We start from the raw sequence: 23,651 nt of genomic DNA on the forward strand, positions 1-23,651 counted from the left end.
GATTTATATACAGTATATTCCATATTTACCCATTAAAAGCGCATAATAACCATTATACAATAATGGTTATTAAATAGGAATACTATAATAAAAGTTCTTTAATACTTTATAATTTGAAAGTAAGTCACGCATAGAAGTCTACATTCGCTGTTTATTTTTATTAACAATTTGTTGTAGATAATATTTTTGTAATTCAATATCTCCTATTCTCGTTGCTTCACGAAGCTTATGATTTAGTTCCTCAATTGAAGTATCAAACTTTGATTCATTTATAATATCTAGATAGTCTTCAATCTCACTGTCATAAGGTTCTTCATTCATATCATAATTGTCGAGCGTAATGAGCGCTTCTCTAAGGTCGTCGTTATCAGTGTATAGAATAATATCGCTAATAATATACTGATCATTTTCAGCATAAAATTCTTGCAAAATATTAAATATACGCTTGAAAAAATTGTTTGTAAAGTCATCATTCTCTAATTGCTTTTGATAGTTTAAAAATAAATCCTTATCATTCATGAAATGTTTAAGTAACGCTCTCTCGGCCTTTTCATGTTTAGATAGATTAGTAAATAAGCTAACTGAATTTTGAGAACTACCGTAATAATTAGCCTCATCTATATAATTATCGGGGAAATATGCATCGTTAGGAACATTTTGTTGTGCCACGTCACCATTGAGCGTTCTAGGATCAATATTAAAAATGTCAGCTACATCTCTAATCACTTTATTTTGCAATATAGACGATTTCATCATTGCAAGATCATGTGTGACTTCTTTTAAATATTTTTCATATGCTAAATCGTTATTTTTAATTTCATCTTTATGGCGGTTTACTTTGTATATGATAAAAGATTTTTTCTCATTATTAACAAATTCTAAAAATTTATCTTTACCATACTTAGAAATAAATTCGTCAGGGTCCATATCTTTAGGTAGCTGTACAACAAAGACATTTAATCCCTGTTGTAACATATGTTGTCCTGTTTTCATTGTAGCTTCTTGACCAGCATAATCACCATCAAACATTAATGTAATGTTTGTAGTTAGTTTCTTTAAAACAGTGATGTGTTCATCTGACAATGCCGTACCCATACTAGCTAATACTGATTTCAAACCAGAATCATCTGCTTTGATTACGTCCATAAAACCTTCTAATAAAACAGCTTCATCGTTTTTTCGAATAGCTTTTCTAGCATTATCAAGATTGTATAATAGTCTTCTTTTTTGAAAAATTGGCGTTTCAGGACTATTCAAATATTTTGGTTCTTGGTTATTATAAGTTCTACCAGAATACCCTACTATTCTTCCTTGTGCATTTCTAAGTGGAAACATGATGCGATCTCTAAAACGGTCATAATAGCTAAAGTTCTCCTCATTACGTGAAAGTAAACCTGCTTCATAAGCTAGTTCAATATCATAACCTTTATTTTTTAAAAAATCATGACAGAAATGGGAGTTATTTGGCGCATAACCTATGCCACGTGATTTGATTAAAGATTCAGTGAAACCACGTTGTGTTAAGTAATTTAAAGCTTCTTCACCTTCAACTGACTTCATCAAGGCGTATTGATAATATTCTTGAATCAATTCATGCATTTCAATCATATTTAAATCATCAGAAGCAATTTGAGTTGACTGCTCAGTTGAATTACCAACGTCGACTGAAATATTGACGCGTTCACCTAATTCCTTAACAGCTTCCACAAATGAAATGTCTTTAATGTCTTGCGTAAATTGGAAGACATTTCCACCTTTTTTACACCCAAAGCAATGACAAATTTGCTTATCTTCAGAAACAGTAAAAGAAGGTGTTTTTTCATCATGAAAAGGACACAAACCTATGTAATTGCGTCCTCTTTTTTCTAATTTAACGTATTCACTTACTAAATCTAAAATATCTGTCTTGTCTTTAATTTCATTAATTACTGACTGTTCGATACGCAAAATAAATCACCTATTAAATATTAGTTATAATATTATACCTTCCTATAGTAAAAATTGAAATTATTTTACTTGCTGTTCTATAAGATGAATTACATCATTAGCGGTTTCTTCGATAGCTTTGTCTGAAACATCTATGACAGGACAACCAATCCGTTCAACTATATCTTCAAAATAGCTAATTTCTTCTTTTATACGAGCTTCATTAGCGTATCTAGCAGAATCACCTAAACCCAATTGTTTTAAACGTTGTTTACGTATGCGGTTTAGTTTCTCTTCACTTATTCTTAGAGCTATACATTTAGAAGGATCAATTTCAAATAAATTCTCTGGTGGAGTAACTTCAGGTACTATCGGAACATTCATTACCTTATAACTTTTATGTGCTAAGTATTGAGACAATGGTGTTTTGGAAGTTCTTGAGACCCCAATTAATACAATATCAGCTTTTGGCAACCCTTTTGGATCCTTGCCGTCATCATATTTTACAGCAAATTCAATTGCATCAATCTTTTTAAAATACGCGTCATCTAAACGATGTACTCTACCAGGTTGATTATATGGATTTTCATCGTAAGACTCATTTAATAAGTTCATTAAAGGACCCATTATATCAATTGATTGTAAATTATATTCTTTAATTTTTTGTTGCATATAAGTTTTAATTTCTGGTTTAACAAGGGTGTAAACAATAATTGCATTTTTATCATGTGCAACTTGAATGACCTCATCTATATTTTCGAATGATTCAATATATGGGTATCTTAAAAACTCATGTTTACATTCTTTAGGATTAAACTGTGAAACACAAGCTCTTGCTACCAATTCAGCAGTTTCACCAATTGAATCAGAAGCAATGATTATCTTTATATTTTCCATCGATGTACCACCTATTCTTTAAATAATGAGACAAATACTTTTGTAATAGTAGTCTTTGAAATTCTACCTATAACTTGAAATTTATCATTTTCTTTCTTTCTAATTATAGGTATTGAGTCTACTTCTTTTTCAATCATTTGATCAGCAGCATAAATCACTAATTCATCTTCTGTTAAGTATGTTAAATTAGGCATACGTGACATATTTACACTAATGGGCATAGTATGAATATCTTCTCCAATCATAGAAGCACGTAGTAAGTCTTTTCTAGAACACACTCCGATAAAATCATTATTATCATTTATTATAAATAATGTGCCAGCATCTTCTAGAAAAATCGTACATATTGCGTCATAAACCGTCATGTCTTCTTTAACTACTACAGGTGGAGACATATAATCTTTAACTACATATTGACGTAACTGATCACTCATCAATTTATTTTTTGATTTACCTGAGTAGAAATAACCTACTCGAGGTCTAGCTTCTAAAAAGCCAGACATGGTAAGGATAGCTAAATCGGGTCTTAGTGTTGCACGTGTAAGCTCTAATTTTTCGGCTATGTGTTCACCAGTTATTGGGCCGCCAGTTTTAACAATTTCAATTATTTGTTGTTGTCTTTTACTAAGTTCTATAGGTCTTCACCCCTTTTAAATTCATATCTATTATACCTATTTATCTATCTCCCTACAAATACATATAAATCCTTGCTAATAAATAATGAATGAATTAAACTATTGATAAGCGAGTTAAGGATGGTGTAAGCTTAACAACTTATTTTGGCATATTAAATAATTTTATAAAAGTGAGTGGCTGCACTAATTTGGGTGGAACCGCGGGTTAAATTAGTTATAAACTATATATTTTGATATATAGCTTAATAAATCAACTCGTCCCAAGATGATAATAATTGTTTTTACATTTATTTATTGTCTTGGGGCGTTTTTCTATTAAAAAGGAGAGATTATATGGTTAAAGATATGGATACAATTGTATCATTAGCGAAACATAGAGGGTTTGTATTCCCTGGTAGTGATATCTATGGTGGCTTGTCTAATACATGGGATTACGGTCCTCTAGGTGTGGAATTGAAAAATAATATTAAAAAAGCTTGGTGGCAAAAGTTTATTACTCAATCGCCATTTAACGTTGGTATTGATGCAGCAATTTTAATGAATCCTAAAACTTGGGAAGCCTCTGGTCATTTAGGTAACTTCAATGATCCTATGATTGATAACAAAGATAGTAAAATCCGTTATCGTGCTGATAAATTAATTGAAGATTATATGCAAAAAGAAAAAGGCGATGAAAACTTTATCGCAGATGGATTAAGTTTTGATGAAATGAAACGTATCATTGATGATGAAGGCATTGTATGTCCTGTAAGTGGTACTGCAAACTGGACAGATATCCGTCAATTCAATCTTATGTTCAAAACTTTCCAAGGTGTAACTGAAGACTCTACAAACGAAATATTCTTACGTCCTGAAACTGCACAAGGTATTTTTGTAAACTATAAAAACGTACAACGTTCTATGCGTAAGAAATTACCATTCGGAATAGGTCAAATTGGTAAATCTTTCCGTAATGAAATTACACCAGGTAACTTCATTTTCAGAACTAGAGAATTTGAGCAAATGGAATTAGAATTCTTCTGTAAACCTGGCGAAGAAATCAAATGGCAAAATTACTGGAAGACTTTTGCTAGCCAATGGTTAAAAGACTTAAACATTAACGAAGATAATATGCGTTTACGTGATCATGATGAAGATGAATTATCTCATTACTCAAATGCAACTACTGATATCGAATATCGTTTCCCATTTGGTTGGGGCGAACTTTGGGGTATAGCTAGTCGTACTGACTTTGACTTGAAAAAGCATAGTGAGCATTCTGGCGAAGATTTCAAATATCATGATCCTGAAACAAATGAAAAATATGTACCTTATTGCATTGAACCATCACTTGGTGCAGACCGTGTAACGTTAGCATTCTTATGTGATGCTTACGATGAAGAAGGTGTTGAAGGAAGTAAAGATGCACGTACAGTAATGCACTTCCACCCTGCGTTAGCACCATATAAAGCTGCTGTATTACCTTTAAGCAAAAAATTATCTGAAGAAGCAATTAAAATTTTCGAGCAATTAAGTTCTAAATTTGCAATTGACTTTGATGAATCTCAATCAATTGGTAAACGTTACCGTCGTCAAGATGAAATTGGTACACCTTACTGTATTACATTTGATTTTGACTCACTAGAAGATAATCAAGTAACTGTACGTGACCGTGATTCAATGGAACAAATCCGTATGCCAATTGCTGAACTTGAAACATTCTTAGCTGAAAAAGTTAGTTTCTAGGTCACAACAATTATTGTAATTAATTCTATTATTTTAAAATATTAAAAAAGCTCTCTTCAATTTGCAAATTAATTGAAGAGAGCTTTAAGTTTATATTGGATAAAATTATTCATTTCCTAATCTTTTAAGTTGATTGATTAACTTTTGACTTTTGAAATACATTCCAGCATATTCTTTATAAAGTAAAATTATTAACTCTGACATTTCATCTAAAATATCCTGACTAATATTAAACTGATTCATTTTCGTTATTGGTAATTTTTGAAGGATATCTAATAAATAAAAGGTTTTATTAGATATTCGTAAAGCATAAGGGTCTTTCATTAATTGCTCTTGAGATATTGTGCCATCATATTTAAAGCTATAGGCAACTAGTTTAGATTGATCTTCATCTCCTGAAATCGCACAGTGATCAAAGAAAGCCGTAAAACCAAAACGGTTCATACATTTAAGTAGTACTATAATTGACATTAATTGAGCAGAATCCCCTTTAGATATATTTTCCAATGAGAAATGTAATAACTGATAATGATTTGGCGAAACTTCATCTTGTTCCATTGAACGATCAATCACTTCTGCACATAAAGTTGCGTAACTACTATTAAAGATATCTAAACGCAAGTCATAATACTGATTTATTACATCTATAGAATTTAACGTTCCCATGCCTTTCCATTTATTATAAATAAATAAGCCATACACAAATAGTTGCGTATGGGCTTGTAAGCCGGTTTTAGATTTTTTAGCACGTCTCACCATTAAAGGAATTTTAGCGCCATGCTCATTTAAAACAGTAATAATTTTATCAGATTCACCATAATCGACTGATTTAATAATAATTCCTTTTTGCTTATCGAGCATTCATCCCACCGGCTTTCTATCACATAATTAATTTTAATCTTGGTCTTCAATATACCCCATTTGACGAATAAAATTAACTTTATTGCGCCAATCTTTTTGAACCTTAACCCATAATTCTAAGTATACTTTTGATCCTAAGAGCATTTCAATATCTCGTCGAGCTCTTTTACCTACTTCTTTTAATTTTTTACCACCTTTACCGATAACAATACCTTTTTGTGAGTCCCGCTCTACAAATATTGTAGCTTCTACTCTCACACGGTCTTCGCCTTCTTTAACCATTCTATCTACGTTAACACCTATTGCGTGAGGAATCTCTTCACTTGTTAAATGCAATATTTTCTCACGTATAATCTCACTAACAACGAATTGTTCAGGGTGGTCAGATATTTGGTCATCTGGATAATACTTAGGGCCTTCAGGTAAATAAGTTTTAAGCACATCAATAAAATGATCTACATTAAGACCTTCTAACGCTGAAATAGGTACAATTTCAGTGAAATCCATATACTCCTTATATTGTTCAATTCTTGGCATTAAGGCATCTGGATGTACTAAATCAATTTTATTTAAAACTAAAAATACTGGAGTTTTCACGTTTTTTAACATTTCAATTATATATTCATCGCCACGACCAATTTCTTCATTTACATTTACCATAAACATAATAGCGTCAATTTCAGATAATGTATTCTTCGCTACACGCATCATATAGTCGCCTAACTTGTGCTTAGGTTTATGAATACCCGGTGTATCTAAAAAGATGATTTGGGCATCTTCTCTTGTCATAACGCCTTGAATTTTATTACGCGTTGTTTGAGCTTTATCAGACATAATCGCTATTTTATGACCAATCACTCTATTCATAAATGTTGATTTCCCAACATTTGGTCTTCCTATAATTGAAACAAATCCTGACTTATGTTCTGTCATTTATTCTAAATCCTTTCCTGAAAAGCCGTATGGCAATAACTTAGCCACTGTTGACTCTAATAATTCACCTGTATGGTTTGTCATATAAACTGGCATATCATCATCACATAATTCTTTTAACACTTGTCTGCACGTACCACAAGGAGAAGAGGGTTTATCAGCATTAACAGTGATTGTAATAGACTCAAATTCTCCTGGACGATAGCCTTCTGAAATCGCAGTAACTAAACTTGATCTTTCCGCACAAATACAAGAAGGGTACGCTGCGTTTTCAATATTGGCCCCATAGAATGTTCGTCCGTCTTTAGTGATTAAATACGCTCCTACCTTAAAATTACTATATGGCGCGTAGGCACGCTTTTGTGCTTCTTTCGCTTCTAAAAAATACTGTGATTGATAACTCATCTATCCTTATCTCCTTTTCCCCTAAAAAATATGCGGTATAAAAATAATTAATCCAATAATTAATGCTAATATTGAGACTAATAACACACTAAAAGCTGCGATATCTTTAGCTTGCTTAGCCAATTCATGATACTCCATTGTTACTAAATCTACGACACATTCAATAGCAGTATTCACAGCTTCTAATGTTAACACTAAAAATATTGCTAGTAATATAAACATCCATTCAATATTATTTAAATTGAAAATGATTCCCAAAACAATAGTGAGTATTGCGATAATGATATGCAATATATAATTATGATCTTTTAGAAGAAGTGTTTTAAAACCATCAAACGTATGTCGAAACCTTTTGAAAAGTTTAATCTCTTGTCAGCCCATATGCATTTAATATAGTGTCTTGACGGCCAAACATTCTTTTTTCATCTTCTTCATTCATATGATCATAGCCCAACAAATGTAAGAAACCATGAAGGGACAAGAAGCCTAGTTCACGTTCGAAGGAATGGCCATAATATTCTGCTTGTTCTTGAGCTACATCAGTACAGATAATAATATCACCAAGCACTCTCGGCATATCCAATCCAGTAATCTCAGGTTCGTCTTCTTCTAAAGCGAATGAAATAACATCTGTAACTTTATCTTTATCTCTATACATTTTGTTAATTTGTTGAATTTCTTCCTTATCTACAAACGTAACAGAAAGTTCGGCATCCTCTTTAATGCCCTCTTGTTCTTTAGCGAAAGTTAGGAATTTATCAATTTGTTGATACCAATCTTCCTTTACTAATTCAGTGTGATCATTAAAATCAATTGTAAACATTTAGATATCTCCTTCATAACGATCAATGATTTTACTAACTAATGGATGTCTTACAACGTCACTTTGGTCTAATTGCATAATAGTTATACCATTTACATCTCGTAGCTTTTTAACAGCTTCTTTCAATCCACTCTTAACCCCTTTAGGTAAATCAATTTGAGTTTGATCTCCTGTAACTACCATTTTCGAACCGAAGCCTAATCTTGTTAAGAACATTTTCATTTGAGCGTGTGTTGTATTCTGAGCTTCGTCTAATATAACGAAGGCATCATCAAGCGTACGACCACGCATATATGCTAAAGGCGCAATTTCAATAGTACCACGTTCGATGAAACGAGCAGTTTGCTCTCTGCCTAGAACAGTATTTAAACCATCATATAAAGGTCTTAAGTAAGGATCTACTTTTTCTTTTAAATCCCCTGGTAAAAAGCCTAGCGATTCTCCGGCTTCTACTGCTGGTCGTGTTAAAACAATACGTTTTACATTCCCTTTTCTTAATTGTTTAGCAGCATAAACTACAGCTAAAAATGTTTTACCTGTTCCAGCTGGGCCAATACCGAATACTAAATCGTTTCTTTTCATAGCATTCACATATAAACGTTGACCCATTGTTTTGGCACGTATAGTTTTACCAAATGCATCCTTAGTAATTTCTTCGTCATATAAATCTAATAAATATTGAATTGTACCATTTTGAGCCATTTTTATTGCGGCTTCAACATCTTTTAAAGTAACTGTATTTCCTAATTCAATTACCTTTAATAAATTTTTTAGAACTAATTCTGCTTTCTCAACATGCTCTAATACTTGTCCTTTAACAGCAATTTCTTGTCCACGAGCATGTATCTCAACATCAAATGATTCCTCAATCGCTTTTAAGTGTTCATCATTATTTCCAATTAAAGCTTGAGAATGATTGATGTCTTCTATTTGAATTATTCCAGGCATATAAGCGCTCCTTTTCACTAATACAAAGTTATATATTTCAATGCAAATTGGTTATTAATTCACATATGTAATACTTTGAAAATGAGTAATCCAATTTAGCAAATGATACTCACTAAAACAAGTATATATTAAGTTATAACAATAACGTCTTCCATATAAATTTTACTAAACAATGCTTAAGTATACAAATTTTATTGATTTATAGGATATGTTAGAAGTAAATGTCACTGTATAGTTATTTAAATAAACAACATAACTTGTATATTAAATTAAAAAAGCCTAGAAATCTTTCACTAGGAAAGTTCTAGGCTCCATCAATATTATTATAGTTGCTTTGGTTTATTCAGTATTTCTTGCCATATAACACCATTAATGACTGGATCTCTATCAAATTGTAGCTTTTCATGTGTCATATCTTGTTCTATTGTCTTACTATTAAGTAATTGTTTTAATTTAAAACGTTTAGTACGTTCAGATAAGTTTTTGTCGTTAATAATTGAACGGGCTCTATTTTCAATTTGAGTAAGCTGCTTTTCTTTTTCTCTATCAATTTCAGCTCGAACGTTATAGAGATTATCAACTAACTCTGATTCTAATTCTTCTTGTAATTTTTGACGTTCTTGGTCACTACCGCGAGTTGAGTTTGTTTGTCTAGTCTGACGGTCGGTATGACGTTGAATAGTTCTTTGTGAACGTTCTAATTCTTCAGAAGCTTGTTCTTCTGAAATTTCCCTTTCGAGCTTTTGGTCTTGATAAACAGATTTTTTATTTTTAGGGACTTCTTTTCTCTTTTGAGAAGTCGTTTCATCATCTGAAAATTCCTTCTCTAATTCACTAAAAGCTTCTTCAATTTGTTCGAAAAAACCTTTTTGTTGCTTAGGCTTTTGATCAGATGAAGTGTTTTTACGTTGAGTTGGTCGTTGATTTTGACGTTGCTCATGACTTTTATCACGTAAAGCACTAACTCCTGAAATAATGATAGATATTACAAATATGATAATACCTATATTCATTTAATCACCCCTTATCGTTTACTCTGGTGATTCATCATCATTCTGCTCTGAACGTTGATTAATTGCGTTTCTCATACCTGTATCGGCTTCAATATTTTTCAAGTTATAATAATCTTTAACGCCAATATTGCCTTTACGTAAAGCTTCAGCCATTGCAAGTGGAACTTCAGATTCTGCTTCCACTACTTTAGCGCGCATTTCTTGGACACGAGCTTTCATTTCTTGTTCTGAAGCTACAGCCATCGCACGACGTTCTTCTGCTTTAGCTTGTGCAATATTTTTATCAGCAAGCGCTTGTTCAGTTTGTAAGTCTGCACCAATATTTTTACCAATATCTACATCAGCAATATCAATAGATAAGATTTCAAACGCAGTACCTGAGTCTAATCCTTTACTTAATACTGTTTTTGATATATTATCCGGATTTTCAAGTACTTGAGTATGGTGTTCACTTGAACCGATAGTTGAAACAATACCTTCACCAACACGAGCGATAATTGTTTCTTCACCTGCACCACCAACTAAGCGTGAAATGTTCGCACGCACAGTGATTCTTGCTTTGGCCTTAACTTCGATACCATTCATAGCAACCCCAGTTATAAATGGTGTTTCAATAACCTTAGGGTTTACTGACATTTGAACAGCTTCTAAAACATCGCGGCCTGCTAAGTCAATTGCAGCAGCACGTTCGAATGGTAAGTTGATATCTGCACGTTGAGCGGCAATGTTAGCATCAACCACTCTGTCTACATTACCACCTGCTAGATAGTGAGATTCTAGTTGATTAGTCGTTAAGTTCAAGCCAGCTTTATGCGCTTTGATTAACGGACCAATAACTTTACGTGGTGAAACGCGACGTAATCTCATACCCACTAAAGTACCGATACCTACTTTTACGCCAGCAGCTATTGCAGATATCCAAAGTCCAACTGGTACAAATGAGAATAAAATTAATAATGCTATAATAATAATGACAGCAATTATGATAATACCTATTCCAAACATTAAATCGCTCCTTTATAATTATTCAATTTCTCTAACTACAACTCTAGTACCTTCAACTTCAAGAATTTTAACTTGTTTATTTCTAAGTATGAACGCACCATCAGAGACAGCATCAATTCTTTCATTATCTATAGAAATAATTCCTGCCGGTCTAAGATCAGTTATAGTTTGAGCTATTTGTCCTATCAAGTGAGAACGGTCATCGTGAGATCTATAACCTGCTTCTGCATTCGTTGAGTCTTTTAAAACGACTTTATCTAGAAATGGAATTTTACGTTTGAAAAATTTCACCAATATCACCCATTCGATAATAGCTAGAATAGTAGCAACCACTACATTCATTAACATTAATAATATATTATCACCAAGCATAATGATGCTTAATACAATTAAAGTGATTCCTATTATTCCAATAATCGCACCAATTACAAATAATTCAATAATTACCAGTATCGCACCAACGAAAAATAAGAGTACGGATACCAGATTAACATCACCACTTACTAGAAAACCTAAGAATAAAACTAGAAGTGCGAGACTTGCAATAATACCCATAAGATTCACTCTTTTTGAGTATAATTGATAGAGAAAGCCTAAAAAGATAATACAAGTCAGTATTAAGGAAATAAGTGGGCTAGTAATAATATCGGATATTTGGGTCATCCATGTATTAGTAGATAAAATCGAATTTAAAATGATATGTATTGCATTAAAATAGTTCACAATTTCACCTCGCTCTCAATGTCGATTATACATTAATATATAGGTAGATTATAGTGTTAGCATCATATCTTTAAAAAAGAAAAAACTCCCGATTAGTTTAAACTAATCGAGAGTATATTTATAATTAATATTCTTGTTGAGGGAGTCAACAGAGCTATTAATTATTTGAATTTACGTTTACGTGCAGCTTCTGATTTCTTTTTACGTTTAACACTTGGTTTTTCGTAAAATTCACGTTTACGTACTTCTTGGATAGTACCACTTTTAGATACTGAACGTTTAAATCTACGTAATGCATCTTCTAGTGATTCATTTTTACGTACTACTGTTTTAGACATCTGTATTTCCCTCCCTCCAAATATCAACGAAACTTTAAAGTCATTAGTCGCATAGTGCTATATAACTATGCTTTACTTAGTATAATATATGAAATTATTATGGTCAATTGCAAATCTTTATAATTTTAAAAATTTATAATAGTACACCTTGTTCTGATTTGTTAGTTGCATGATCTACAACTCTAATTGCACTTCCAATATTAATTGGATAATCAGCTTTTAGTATTTTAACCTTAACAATTTGGCCGATTAAAGATTCATCAGCTTCAAATTCTACTTTCATATAATTATCAGCATAACCTACTAATGTACCTTCTTTTTCTCCAGCTTCTTCTGGAATGACTTCTAGTACTTCATTTTCAAATTTAGACGCGTAGTCTTTAGCAAGTTGATCACTTAGCGCAATCAGTTTATGCACACGCTCAATTTTAATATGCTCATCAATTTGGTCCTCCATACGTGCTGCAGGTGTACCGATACGTGATGAATAAGGGAAAACATGTAACTCTGAGAATTTGTGTTTAACAATAAAGTCAAATGTTTCTTGGAATTCTTCTTCTGTTTCGCCTGGGAAGCCAACAATGACATCACTAGTGATAGCTAAGTCTGGTAATGCTTCATGTAATTTCGTTATTCTTTCAGAGAAGTGGTCCATAGTATATTTTCTTCTCATACGTTTTAATACTGTATCAGAACCTGATTGCAATGGTACGTGTAAGTGTCTGACAACTTTATTTGATTGTTTTAAAACGTCGATGACTTCATCTGTAAGTTGGCTAGCTTCGATTGATGAAATTCTAATACGCTCTAAGCCATCAATTTCTTCTAAATCTCTTAATAGCTGTGCTAGGTTGTAATTTTTTAAATCTTGGCCATATCCACCAGTATGAATACCTGTAAGAACGATTTCTTTATAACCTGATTGTACGAGTTGAGTTGCTTGTTCAACTACTTTTTCAGGATCTCTAGAACGCATTAATCCACGCGCCCATGGAATTATGCAAAATGTACAAAAATTGTTACATCCTTCTTGAATCTTAAGAGAAGCTCTAGTTCTGTCAGTGAAATAAGGAACATCTAATTCTTCATATGTACGGTTCTTCATAATATTTCCAACACCGTTAATCGGCTGACGTTCCGCTCTGAATTGATCAATGTAATCTAATAATTTATATCTATCTTGTGTACCGACAACGACATCTACTCCAGGAATTTCCATAATTTCGGCAGATGACGTTTGTGCGTAACATCCTGTCACACAAACTACTGCATCTGGATTTTGTCGAATCGCTCTACGTATAATTTGTCTACTTTTTTTATCACCAGTGTTAGTTACTGTACAAGTATTGATAAGAAAGACATCTGCATTTGTTTCAAAATCTACTCTATCGTAATCTGCTTCTTTAAATAATTGCCAAATTGCTTCAGTTTCATAATGGTTAACTTTACAACCTAATGTGTGAAACGCAACTGTTGACATGAAATTCACCCCATTAATTCTTTTTCAAAACTTATAGCACTCAATGCATAAAGCGGTGCTGTTTCTGCCCGTAAAATTCTTGGACCTAAGCCGACATTAGTACTTACATCTTTAAAGGATGCGATTTCTTTTTCAGAAAATCCACCTTCTGGTCCAAATATAATTAATATGCGATCGTTAGTCTTAAATTGTCTCAAAGTGTCCTTGAACAAGCTAATTTCCCCACGTTTCGCTTCATCTTCATATGCTAATAAAATATAGTCATAATGACTAATAGTATCATAAATTTTATTTAAATTCGACTCGAATTTAATATTAGGAACGATTAAACGATAACTTTGTTCAGCTGCCTCCTTGATGATTTTTTGCCAACGTTCTAATTTCTTTTGAGTTTTGTTAGGTGGTAATTTAGCAACAGATCTATCCATTTCTACAGCGATAAATTCTGAGGCCCCCATCTCTGTAGCCTTTTGTATCATCCATTCATATTTATCAGATTTAATTAATCCACTACAAATTGTAACATGCACAGGTAGTTCAGTATTTATATCTAATTTCTGAATTAATTTAAGTTCAATTTCTTGAGGTGTAATTTGAGTAATCTCAGTCGTATAAACCTCTTTATTTTTAAAAGTTACGATAACTTCATTACCAACTGAGTTTCTCATAACATTCGTTATATGATGAATATCTTCCTTATTTGTTATAAAAAAACGCTGATCTTCATCAGCGTTTTGATCTATAAAGTACCTTTGCAATTTATTCACTCACTTTCTGACCAACGATGCATACCCACCCGTTGTCATGATTGATTGATACTATTTCAAATCCTACACGCTTCATATGAGATAGAATTTCTTCATGTTTTTCTTCGATTATACCAGAAGTAATAAAATAGCCATCGCTATTCAATGTATTATATGCATCTTCAATCATATCATCAATAATATGAGCTAGTATATTTGCGATTACAATGTCAAATTTTTCAGTTTCATCTTGTAATAAATTTCCTGGCACAGCTTCAATTGAATCTTCACAATTATTTTTTCTAAAGTTTTCTTTAGCCACATTTACAGCCATTTCATCTATATCGAGCGCTTTAATTCTGTTAACACCTATTAAGTGAGAAGCAATACTCAATATCCCAGAGCCTGTACCTACATCAATTACTGAGTTTTGAGGGGAAACATAATGCTCTATTGCTTTTAAACACATACTCGTTGTCGGATGGTCACCTGTTCCAAATGCCATTCCAGGGTCTAACTCGATGCATAATTCTGCATCTGTTTCTTTAGTATAGTCTTCCCAGCTAGGAACGATTGTAAATCTCTTTGATGCTCTAAAAGGATGAAAGTAGTTTTTCCATTCGTTTGCCCAATCTACTTCTGCGATAGTCTTTTCAGAAAAGTTGACAATATCAGTGTCAATTCCTTCTAAAGCTGAAATTTGGTTCTCAATTTTCTCTCTGAATTGAGACGAATAAGTTAAATCATTGAAATAAGCTTTTAATCTAACGCCTTTTTCAGGATAGTCCTCTTTTTTCAATTCATAAATTTCGCCAAATTTATCTGCAGGTTGATTGATTAAATCGTCAGAATCCTCTATAACCACACCGTTTGAACCATTATCTTCTAGTATATCAGTTACTAAAGGTTCAACCTCATGGTTAACTACAATTGAAAGTTCTGTCCAGTTCATCATTTATTCTCCTCTAAAAAATTTGCGTGCTTTATCTTTGAAATTAGAAGGTTGTTCTTCTAAAGTTTCCCCATTAATTTCTGCAAATTCTCTCATTAGTTCTCTTTGCTTATCTGTAAGTTTAGTTGGTGTAACTACTTTAATGTTAACAAATAGATCACCGTGACCATAACCATGAACATTTTTTACGCCTTTGTCTTTTAAGCGGAACTGTTTACCTGTTTGTGCACCTGCAGGAATAGTTAACATGACATGCCCTTTGAGTGTTGGAACTTTAATTTCGTCACCTAATGATGCTTGTGGGAAACTAACATTTAGATTGTAATATAAATCATCGCCATCGCGTTCAAATTTATCTGAAGGTCTAACGCGGAACACTACATATAAGTCACCATGTGGTCCGCCATTTTCTCCTGGTGTACCTTCGCCTGCTAAGCGAATTTGTTGATCGTTATCGACACCTTCCGGAACCGTTACTTCTAATTTAACTGTTTTATTTTCTGTACCTTTACCATGACAAGTTGGACATGGCTCTTCAAACTCTACACCAGAGCCATTACACTTAGGACAAGTTTGTTCAGTTCTAACACGGCCTAAGATAGTATTTTGTTCTACTGAAACATGGCCTGCGCCGTTGCAATAACTACAAGTTTTCTTACTAGTACCAGGTTTAGCGCCTTCACCATTACATGTGTGACAAGTGACGTCTTTACGAATAGATATTTCTTTTTTAGTTCCGAAGACTGCTTCTTCAAATTCTAATGTCATTGTATATTGTAAATCATCACCCTTACGTGGCGCATTAGGGTCTCTTTGGCGTGATCCACCGAAGAATGAACTAAATATATCTTCGAATCCGCCGCCAAAGCCACCGAAGTCTTGGCCGCCAAATCCTTGGCTTCCAAAACCACCTTGTGGGCCTTCGTGACCAAATTGATCATAATTAGCACGTTTATTGTCATCACTGAGTACTTCATATGCTTCAGAGATTTCTTTGAACTTCTCGTCGGCACCTTCTTCTTTGTTAATATCGGGATGATATTTTTTTGATAATTTACGGTAAGCTTTTTTTATTTCCTCTTTAGATGCGCCTTTGCTAACGCCTAAGACTTCATAATAATCTCTTTTAGCCAATTTCATCTCTCCTTTTAAAGCGGTATTTTTATGAGCATTTACAAGTATTGTAAATATAAAAGAAAAAGTCAAAGCCAATGTTCAATTGACTTTGACTTTTTGGCTGACATTTATAGTGGTTTAACTAAATTAGCGAACCTTATAAACGATTAGCGATTATTTTTTATCTTCATCGTCATTTACTTCTTTAAATTCAGCATCTTCTACATTGCTGTCATTATTGCCTTGTTGTTGAGCATCAGCACCTTGTGCTTGTTGTTGAGCTTGTTGATAAACTTTAGCTGATAAATCTTGAATTACTTTTTCAAGTTCTTCTTTTTTAGCTTTGATGTCTTCTAAGTCTTGACCTTCAAGTGCAGATTTTAAAGCATCTTTTTTACTTTCAGCATTAGTTTTGTCATCTTCGCTAATATTTTCACCTAAGTCTTTAATAGTTTTTTCAACTTGGAATACTAAGCTATCTGCTTCATTTCTTAAGTCTACTTCTTCACGACGGCTTTTATCTGCTTCAGCATTTTCTTCTGCATCTTTAACCATACGTTCGATTTCTTCATCAGATAAAGCTGAGCTTGATTGAATTGTAATATTTTGTTCTTTGTTAGTACCTAAATCTTTTGCTGTAACGTTTACGATACCATTTTTATCAATATCGAATGTAACTTCAATTTGAGGTACGCCACGTGGAGCAGGTGGAATATCAGTTAATTGGAATCTACCTAATGTTTTGTTATCTGATGCCATTGGACGTTCACCTTGTAATACGTGAATGTCTACTGCTGGTTGGTTATCAGCTGCAGTTGAGTATACTTGTGATTTTGAAGTTGGGATAGTTGTATTACGTTCAATTAATGTGTTCATACGGCCGCCCATAATTTCAATACCAAGTGATAATGGTGTAACGTCTAATAATACGACATCTTTAACATCACCAGTGATAACGCCACCTTGGATAGCAGCACCCATTGCTACTACTTCGTCAGGGTTAACACCTTTATGAGGATCTTTACCAATTTCTTTTTTAACTGCTTCTTGAACAGCTGGGATACGAGTTGAACCACCTACTAAGATTACTTCATCGATTTCTGAAGTAGATAAGCCAGCGTCTTTAAGTGCTTGACGAGTAGGCTCCATAGTTCTTCTAATTAATGAATCAGCTAATTCTTCAAATTTAGAACGAGTTAAACTAATTTCTAAGTGTAATGGACCATTTTCGCCAGCTGAGATGAATGGTAATGAAATTTGAGTTTGAGAAACACCTGATAAGTCTTTTTTAGCTTTTTCAGCAGCATCTTTAAGACGTTGTAGTGCCATTTTATCTTGTGATAAGTCTACACCATTTTCTTTTTTGAATTCTGATACTAAGTGATTAATAATTACTTGGTCAAAGTCGTCACCGCCAAGTTTGTTGTCACCAGCAGTTGAAAGTACTTCAAATACGCCATCGCCTAATTCAAGGATAGAAACGTCAAACGTACCGCCACCTAAGTCGAATACTAATACTTTTTGGTCTTGTTCAGTTTTGTCTAAACCATAAGCTAATGCAGCAGCAGTTGGTTCATTAATAATACGTTCAACTTCTAAACCGGCAATTTTACCAGCGTCTTTTGTTGCTTGACGTTCGGCATCGTTGAAGTAAGCAGGAACTGTGATAACTGCTTTGTCAACTTTATCTCCTAAATAGCTTTCTGCAGTGTTTTTAAGGTTTTGTAAAACCATTGCTGAAATTTCTTGAGGAGTGTATGATTTACCTTCAATGTCAACTTTATAGTCAGTACCCATATGACGTTTGATTGATTGAACTGTATTAGGGTTAGTAATAGCTTGACGTTTAGCTACTTCACCAACTTGAGTTTCACCGTTTTTGAATGCTACTACTGATGGAGTAGTTCTAGCACCTTCAGGGTTTTGAATTACTTTAGGTTCGTCTCCTTCTAAAATAGCTACACATGAATTTGTTGTACCTAAATCTATACCGATTACTTTACTCATAATAAAATTCCTCCAATATAATTATTTGTTAAAATGGTATTTTCATCAAATGTTTTATTGATTTACTTTAACCATTGATGGTCTTAGAACTCTATCTTTTAATTTATACCCTTTTTGTAGTTCTTGAGTAATTTCTCCAGATTTGAAATCCGGATTATCATCTTGAACTACAGCTTGGTGATAATTAGGATCAAATTCTTGACCTTCAGATTCAATTTCTTCAAGACCATTTTCTTTAAGTGCTCTTAATAAGCTTTCATGAACCATTTGCACACCTTTTTGTAATGATTTAAATGATTCGTCGCTACCTTCAATTTGTAAAGCGCGTTCAATATTATCAATTGTAGGTAAAATATCAGTTAATACGCGTTGAGACTGATATTTCTTATTTGTTTCATTTTCTTTTTGAATTCTACGCTTATAGTTTTCAAATTCTGCGTACAATCTTAAATATTTTTCTTCATTTTCATTTGCTTTTAACTGTAATTGCTGAATTTCTTCATCTTTAGGATCTACTGATGTTTCTTCAATTTCCTCACTATCTTGTGAATTATCATTTTCAACTGTAGCAGGTTCAGCATTTTCTACTGATGATGTTTCTTCATTAGTTGATTCATTTTCTTCAGTATTTTCAGTAGTATTTTTTACTGATTCATCTTTTTCTGTCATTTTTTACCCTCCAATATAATTACAATTAAACTTACCAAATTTGGTTAAGCAATTGAATCACATTTTGATAATGCATTGCAGTTGGTCCAATGACCGCTATTTGTCCTTTTAAAGAATGGTCAAAGTGATATTGACTTGTAACAATTGAGATATCACTAAGACTTTCATCAATTTCTTTTCCAATTTTTACATTAATTTCTGAAGAAGAAATATCTTCTAACAGTTCAGTAATCCGCTCTGACTCTAAATATTGTAAAATTGGTTGAATTGACGAAACATTTGATTCATTCAATGCATCAATTAGTTTAACCTTTCCACCCATAAAAATGCTATTACTTTGTTTGTGAAGGTGTGAATTAAGCATATGAACGATATTATTAATGAATACTTCTTCTTCATTAGAGTTAACAAAAGCTTTAATTTTACTTTTTAAGTTAAAATTATTCTCGCTATAATGTTGACTAATAAAATTAGAAATATCAATTAACCTATCATTTCCTAAATCAATGTATGAATGCAAATGTAAATGTTCTACGTGCCCTGAATTATAAACGATTACCATTATAATAATTGATTGATTTGCACGTATTAAATGGATGTTATTTATAATATCTTTATTATGGTCTGGACGAACAACCAACGTTGCATATTGAGATTTCATTGATAATTCATTTGCAAAATAATTTAATGCTGAAGAAATATCGTAGTGATTCTCAATCAAGAGTTGATTTAATCGTTGAACTTTATTGTGTTTTTGATGAGATGCATTCTTTAACAATTGATTGACATATAGTCTAAAACCTTCTTCTGAAGGCGAACGACCTGATGATGAATGCGTTTTTTCTAGAAAATTTAGTTCTTCTAAATATTTCATTTCATTCCTAATCGTTGCTGGACTAACATCTAAATGATGTCTGTCAATCAAAGTTTTAGAACCAATTGGTTGTCCTAAATCAACATAATCTTCAACAATTGCATTTAAAATGCTTAATTGTCTATCTGTAATCATGTTTTCACCTCATTAGCACTGTTTCCTCTCAAGTGCTAATTATAATTTATCAAATTGGTCAAAGTAAGTCAACGTTAAAGCACTACTTTTTCAAAATATCTATATATTAAGTAGAAAAGCTTCAAAAACCTCATTACCAATCACTTTTCCACGTTCGGTTAAAGAAATATATCCATCTTGTTCTTTTAATAGTTCTTTATTTTTTAATTTATCAATAGTGTGACCAAAAACTTTATCCAAAGATATGTCAAATTTAAGATTAAACTTTTCTCTGCTCACGCCTTTGTTCATTCTTAACCCTAAGAACATTTCTTCTTCCATTTTTTCCTCAAGTGTCGGCGTATTGCTTGTTAATATAGGCATTACATCATCATTCACTTTATTGATGTAATGTTGAACTGGATTTAAGTTTGTATACCTCACTCCATTTACATAACCACTTGCGCCGGCTCCAAAACCATAATATTCTTCATTAAGCCAATACACTTTATTATGATACGATTCGTGATTATCTTTAGCAAAATTAGAAATTTCATATTGTTTGAAAGGCGTGTTTTCGAGAGACCTCATTAAATGCTGATACATTTCAGCACCTAAGTCTTCATTAGGTAATTTCAATTTACCTTTTCGGTACATATTATAAAATTGAGTTTTAGGTTCTAAAATTAACCCATAACTTGAGATATGATCGATATCCATGTTTATAGCTCTATTTAAACTATCTGAAAAGTCTTCTAAAGTTTGTTCAGGCAAATGATACATTAAATCAAGGCTAATAGATTGAATGCCAGCTTTTCTAGCATTGTTTACTGCATTATATATATCTTCCGTTTCATGAGTTCTACCAAGAATGCGTAATAATTCAGGTTTAAAGGTTTGTACACCCATCGAAATCCTATTTACCCCGTATTGTTCTAGTAATTTCACTTTATTAAAAGTTAATTCATCTGGGTTAGCTTCAAAACTAAATTCTCCACTAATTGAAAAAATAGAAGTGATTGCTTCTAATAATCTTTCAAGTTGTGCTTCATTAAGTGCAGTAGGCGTGCCTCCTCCTACATACATAGTGTCTAAATCCCTATTAGAACTCGTCTTCATTTCTTTTATTAACGCAGTTAGATAGTCGTCTACAGGCTGTTTATCAATATAATACTTATTAAAATCGCAATAAGTACATATTCTAACGCAAAACGGAATATGGATATATGCGCTTTTGACCGTCATATTTACACCTTCACTTATTTTATAATTGAATTAAAAAGAGACTGAGACAATAAAATTGAAGATTTTAACAATGGGAGAAAATAAATAGTTTAATAGTATATACTTTCCACCATATTAAGCATTAAAATCTTAATTTATAACTGACTCAACCTCTTTGTTAACTATTCGTCGTCCATTTTTAATACTGCTAAGAAAGCATCTTGTGGTATTTCTACGTTACCAACTGCTTTCATTTTAGCTTTACCAGCTTTTTGTTTTTCTAATAATTTACGTTTACGACTTATATCGCCACCGTAACATTTAGATAAAACATTTTTACCCATTGACTTAATGTTAGTTCTAGCTACGATTTTTTGACCAATAGCAGCTTGAACAGGTACTTCGAACTGTTGTCTAGGAATTAATGTTTTAAGTTTTTCAACTAGTGCTTTACCTCTTTCATAGGCGAAGTCTCTATGCACGATGAAACTTAAAGCGTCTACAGTATCACCATTTAATAAGATGTCCATTTTAACTAGGTTACTTACTTTATTCTCAATAAATTCATAATCAAATGAAGCATAACCTTTAGTATTTGATTTTAATTGATCGAAAAAGTCGAATACTACTTCAGATAGAGGAATTTCATAAACGATGTTAACTCGAATATCGTCTAAGTAGTCCATATTGATAAATTGTCCACGTTTACGTTGACATAACTCCATAACGGCACCTACATAATCGTTAGGAACCATCATAGTAGCTTTGACATATGGTTCATAAATAGCTTCTATTCTATCACGCTCAGGCATTTGGGCTGGATTATCTACTGTAACTTCTGAGCCATCTTTCATAATACATTGATATATAACGGATGGTGCAGTAGCAATTAATTCAATTCCAAATTCACGTTCAATACGTTCTTGGATGATTTCCATGTGAAGCATCCCTAAGAATCCTGTTCTAAAGCCAAATCCTAATGCTTGTGAAGATTCAGGTTCAAACTCTAATGAAGCATCGTTTAATTGTAACTTCTCTAGAGCTTCTCTTAAATCATTATAATCTTTATTTTCAATTGGAAATAAACCACAATATACCATTGGGTTCATTTTCTTATAACCCTTAAGTGGCGATTCTGCTGGTCTATTAGCATGTGTAATGGTATCACCTACACGTGAGTCATCTACATTTTTAATACTAGCAATGATATAACCTACGTCACCAACAGTAAGTTCCTCTACTGGTAATTGTTTAGGGGTGTTAATTCCCACTTCGCTTACCTCAAACTCTTTGCCAGTAGCCATCATTTTAATACGATCACCAGCTTTAACTACGCCTTCCATTACTCGTATTGATGAAATTACACCACGATAAGGATCATACTCAGAATCAAAGATTAATGCTTTAAGTGGAGCACTAGGATCACCTTCTGGTGGAGGAACTACCTCAACTATTTTCTCTAAAATTTCTTCAATACCTATGTTAGATTTCGCACTTGCTAACACCACGTCATCTTGGTCTAGACCAATGACATCTTCAAGTTCTTGTTTAACTCTTTCAGGTTCAGCAGCAGGTAAATCAATTTTATTTACAACAGGTAACAATTCTAATTCGTTATCTAGTGCTAAATAAACATTTGCTAGAGTTTGTGCCTCAATTCCTTGAGCAGCGTCAACTACTAGAATGGCACCTTCACACGCAGCTAATGATCTTGATACCTCATAAGAGAAGTCTACGTGTCCTGGTGTATCTATAAGATGGAAAGTATAAGTTTGACCATCATTAGCCTCGTATTTCAAACGTACCGCGTTTAATTTGATTGTAATACCTCGTTCTCGCTCTAAATCCATTGAATCTAATAGTTGATTTTGCATATCTCGTGTTTCAACAGATTTGGTGTTTTCTAAAATTCTATCTGCTAATGTTGATTTACCATGATCAATATGAGCAATAATAGAAAAATTTCGTATATTTTCTCTTCTGTTATAGCGTTCTTGCATATCCATAACCTATCATTCTCGCTTTCATAAAATTAGCCCGTATATGTATACATCTTTGATATAATATCGTTTTTAATACTTAATTGCAAACCTTATAAAGGTAATAATATATTAAATTGGAACTTTCGAATTAATCGTGATTTAACGAACTTAGTAACTTGTTATAATATAATTATAAAGTGTTGAGTTTTGCATTCCAATAGCTAATACTATTTAAATAATAATAATCACTAGTAA

At 32.7% G+C, this 23,651-nt stretch carries 23 protein-coding genes; 1 reads left to right on the forward strand and 22 read right to left on the reverse strand.

What is annotated here, in order from left to right; translation table 11 throughout:
- Window positions 1-138: 138 nt before the first annotated feature.
- Genes dnaG through ccpN form a run of 3 tightly spaced genes read right to left on the reverse strand, consistent with a single transcriptional unit; the run spans window position 139 to window position 3,458 of the window.
- Window positions 139-1,947: a DNA primase gene (gene dnaG / locus CD147_RS10660; RefSeq protein WP_103167452.1), complete on the reverse strand. Its 1,809-nt coding sequence runs from the start codon at window positions 1,945-1,947 to the stop codon at window positions 139-141.
- A 60-nt stretch (window positions 1,948-2,007) separates the two neighbouring features.
- Entirely contained in the window at window positions 2,008-2,823 is an 816-nt protein-coding gene (locus CD147_RS10665; protein WP_103167453.1) for a pyruvate, water dikinase regulatory protein, read from the reverse strand.
- An 11-nt stretch (window positions 2,824-2,834) separates the two neighbouring features.
- Window positions 2,835-3,458, reverse strand: coding sequence for a transcriptional regulator CcpN (gene ccpN / locus CD147_RS10670; protein ID WP_103167454.1), 624 nt, complete (start codon window positions 3,456-3,458; stop codon window positions 2,835-2,837).
- A gap of 333 nt (window positions 3,459-3,791) precedes the next feature.
- Here ccpN and CD147_RS10675 point away from each other — a divergent pair, with 333 nt between their 5' ends.
- Window positions 3,792-5,183 (forward strand): glycine--tRNA ligase, encoded by a 1,392-nt coding sequence (locus CD147_RS10675; protein WP_103167455.1) that lies wholly within the window; start codon window positions 3,792-3,794, stop codon window positions 5,181-5,183.
- 105 nt (window positions 5,184-5,288) lie between these two features.
- On the opposite strand, the gene recO is transcribed toward CD147_RS10675, so the two are convergent.
- From recO to lepA, 19 genes are all read right to left on the reverse strand, one after another.
- Complete coding sequence (recO, locus tag CD147_RS10680; RefSeq protein WP_103167456.1) at window positions 5,289-6,044, reverse strand: DNA repair protein RecO; 756 nt, start codon at window positions 6,042-6,044, stop codon at window positions 5,289-5,291.
- Window positions 6,045-6,077: 33 nt separating this feature from the next.
- Window positions 6,078-6,977: a GTPase Era gene (gene era / locus CD147_RS10685; RefSeq protein ID WP_103167457.1), complete on the reverse strand. Its 900-nt coding sequence runs from the start codon at window positions 6,975-6,977 to the stop codon at window positions 6,078-6,080.
- Window positions 6,978-7,382, reverse strand: coding sequence for a cytidine deaminase (gene cdd / locus CD147_RS10690; RefSeq protein ID WP_103167458.1), 405 nt, complete (start codon window positions 7,380-7,382; stop codon window positions 6,978-6,980).
- Window positions 7,383-7,403: 21 nt separating this feature from the next.
- On the reverse strand, window positions 7,404-7,748 hold the full coding sequence (locus CD147_RS10695) for a diacylglycerol kinase family protein (protein WP_103167459.1): 345 nt from the start codon (window positions 7,746-7,748) through the stop codon (window positions 7,404-7,406).
- Window positions 7,744-8,205 carry an rRNA maturation RNase YbeY gene (gene ybeY / locus CD147_RS10700; RefSeq protein ID WP_103167460.1) on the reverse strand — a complete coding sequence of 154 codons (462 nt, stop codon included), beginning with the start codon at window positions 8,203-8,205 and terminating at the stop codon, window positions 7,744-7,746. The genes CD147_RS10695 and ybeY overlap by 5 nt, the downstream gene beginning before the upstream one ends.
- Entirely contained in the window at window positions 8,206-9,153 is a 948-nt protein-coding gene (locus CD147_RS10705; protein WP_103167461.1) for a PhoH family protein, read from the reverse strand.
- Window positions 9,154-9,476: 323 nt separating this feature from the next.
- Window positions 9,477-10,166: a hypothetical protein gene (locus CD147_RS10710; RefSeq protein WP_103167462.1), complete on the reverse strand. Its 690-nt coding sequence runs from the start codon at window positions 10,164-10,166 to the stop codon at window positions 9,477-9,479.
- 18 nt (window positions 10,167-10,184) lie between these two features.
- Complete coding sequence (gene floA / locus CD147_RS10715) at window positions 10,185-11,171, reverse strand: flotillin-like protein FloA (protein ID WP_103167463.1); 987 nt, start codon at window positions 11,169-11,171, stop codon at window positions 10,185-10,187.
- Between the two features lie 18 nt (window positions 11,172-11,189).
- Window positions 11,190-11,834, reverse strand: a complete 645-nt coding sequence (locus CD147_RS10720) for an NfeD family protein (protein WP_267919611.1) — start codon at window positions 11,832-11,834, stop codon at window positions 11,190-11,192.
- Between the two features lie 221 nt (window positions 11,835-12,055).
- On the reverse strand, window positions 12,056-12,232 hold the full coding sequence (gene rpsU / locus CD147_RS10725; RefSeq protein WP_000048060.1) for a 30S ribosomal protein S21: 177 nt from the start codon (window positions 12,230-12,232) through the stop codon (window positions 12,056-12,058).
- Window positions 12,233-12,365: 133 nt separating this feature from the next.
- Window positions 12,366-13,712, reverse strand: coding sequence for a tRNA (N(6)-L-threonylcarbamoyladenosine(37)-C(2))-methylthiotransferase MtaB (mtaB, locus tag CD147_RS10730; RefSeq protein WP_103167465.1), 1,347 nt, complete (start codon window positions 13,710-13,712; stop codon window positions 12,366-12,368).
- Between the two features lie 5 nt (window positions 13,713-13,717).
- Window positions 13,718-14,470, reverse strand: coding sequence for a 16S rRNA (uracil(1498)-N(3))-methyltransferase (locus CD147_RS10735; protein ID WP_167409747.1), 753 nt, complete (start codon window positions 14,468-14,470; stop codon window positions 13,718-13,720).
- Window position 14,471: 1 nt separating this feature from the next.
- The gene (prmA, locus tag CD147_RS10740) at window positions 14,472-15,410 is read right to left on the reverse strand and encodes a 50S ribosomal protein L11 methyltransferase (RefSeq protein ID WP_103167473.1); all 939 of its coding nucleotides are present in this window, start codon (window positions 15,408-15,410) and stop codon (window positions 14,472-14,474) included.
- A 3-nt stretch (window positions 15,411-15,413) separates the two neighbouring features.
- Window positions 15,414-16,544, reverse strand: coding sequence for a molecular chaperone DnaJ (gene dnaJ, locus CD147_RS10745; protein WP_103167467.1), 1,131 nt, complete (start codon window positions 16,542-16,544; stop codon window positions 15,414-15,416).
- A gap of 156 nt (window positions 16,545-16,700) precedes the next feature.
- Entirely contained in the window at window positions 16,701-18,533 is a 1,833-nt protein-coding gene (gene dnaK, locus CD147_RS10750) for a molecular chaperone DnaK (protein ID WP_103167468.1), read from the reverse strand.
- Between the two features lie 54 nt (window positions 18,534-18,587).
- Window positions 18,588-19,202, reverse strand: coding sequence for a nucleotide exchange factor GrpE (gene grpE, locus CD147_RS10755; RefSeq protein WP_103167469.1), 615 nt, complete (start codon window positions 19,200-19,202; stop codon window positions 18,588-18,590).
- Window positions 19,203-19,233: 31 nt separating this feature from the next.
- Window positions 19,234-20,211 (reverse strand): heat-inducible transcriptional repressor HrcA, encoded by a 978-nt coding sequence (hrcA, locus tag CD147_RS10760; RefSeq protein WP_103167470.1) that lies wholly within the window; start codon window positions 20,209-20,211, stop codon window positions 19,234-19,236.
- A 99-nt stretch (window positions 20,212-20,310) separates the two neighbouring features.
- The gene (gene hemW / locus CD147_RS10765) at window positions 20,311-21,435 is read right to left on the reverse strand and encodes a radical SAM family heme chaperone HemW (RefSeq protein ID WP_103167471.1); all 1,125 of its coding nucleotides are present in this window, start codon (window positions 21,433-21,435) and stop codon (window positions 20,311-20,313) included.
- 161 nt (window positions 21,436-21,596) lie between these two features.
- A complete protein-coding gene (lepA, locus tag CD147_RS10770; protein WP_103167472.1) occupies window positions 21,597-23,420 on the reverse strand; it encodes a translation elongation factor 4 in 1,824 nt (607 codons plus the stop codon).
- Window positions 23,421-23,651 lie beyond the last annotated feature (231 nt).

This window comes from Staphylococcus devriesei, assembly GCF_002902625.1.
GTDB classification, from domain to species: domain Bacteria; phylum Bacillota; class Bacilli; order Staphylococcales; family Staphylococcaceae; genus Staphylococcus; species Staphylococcus devriesei.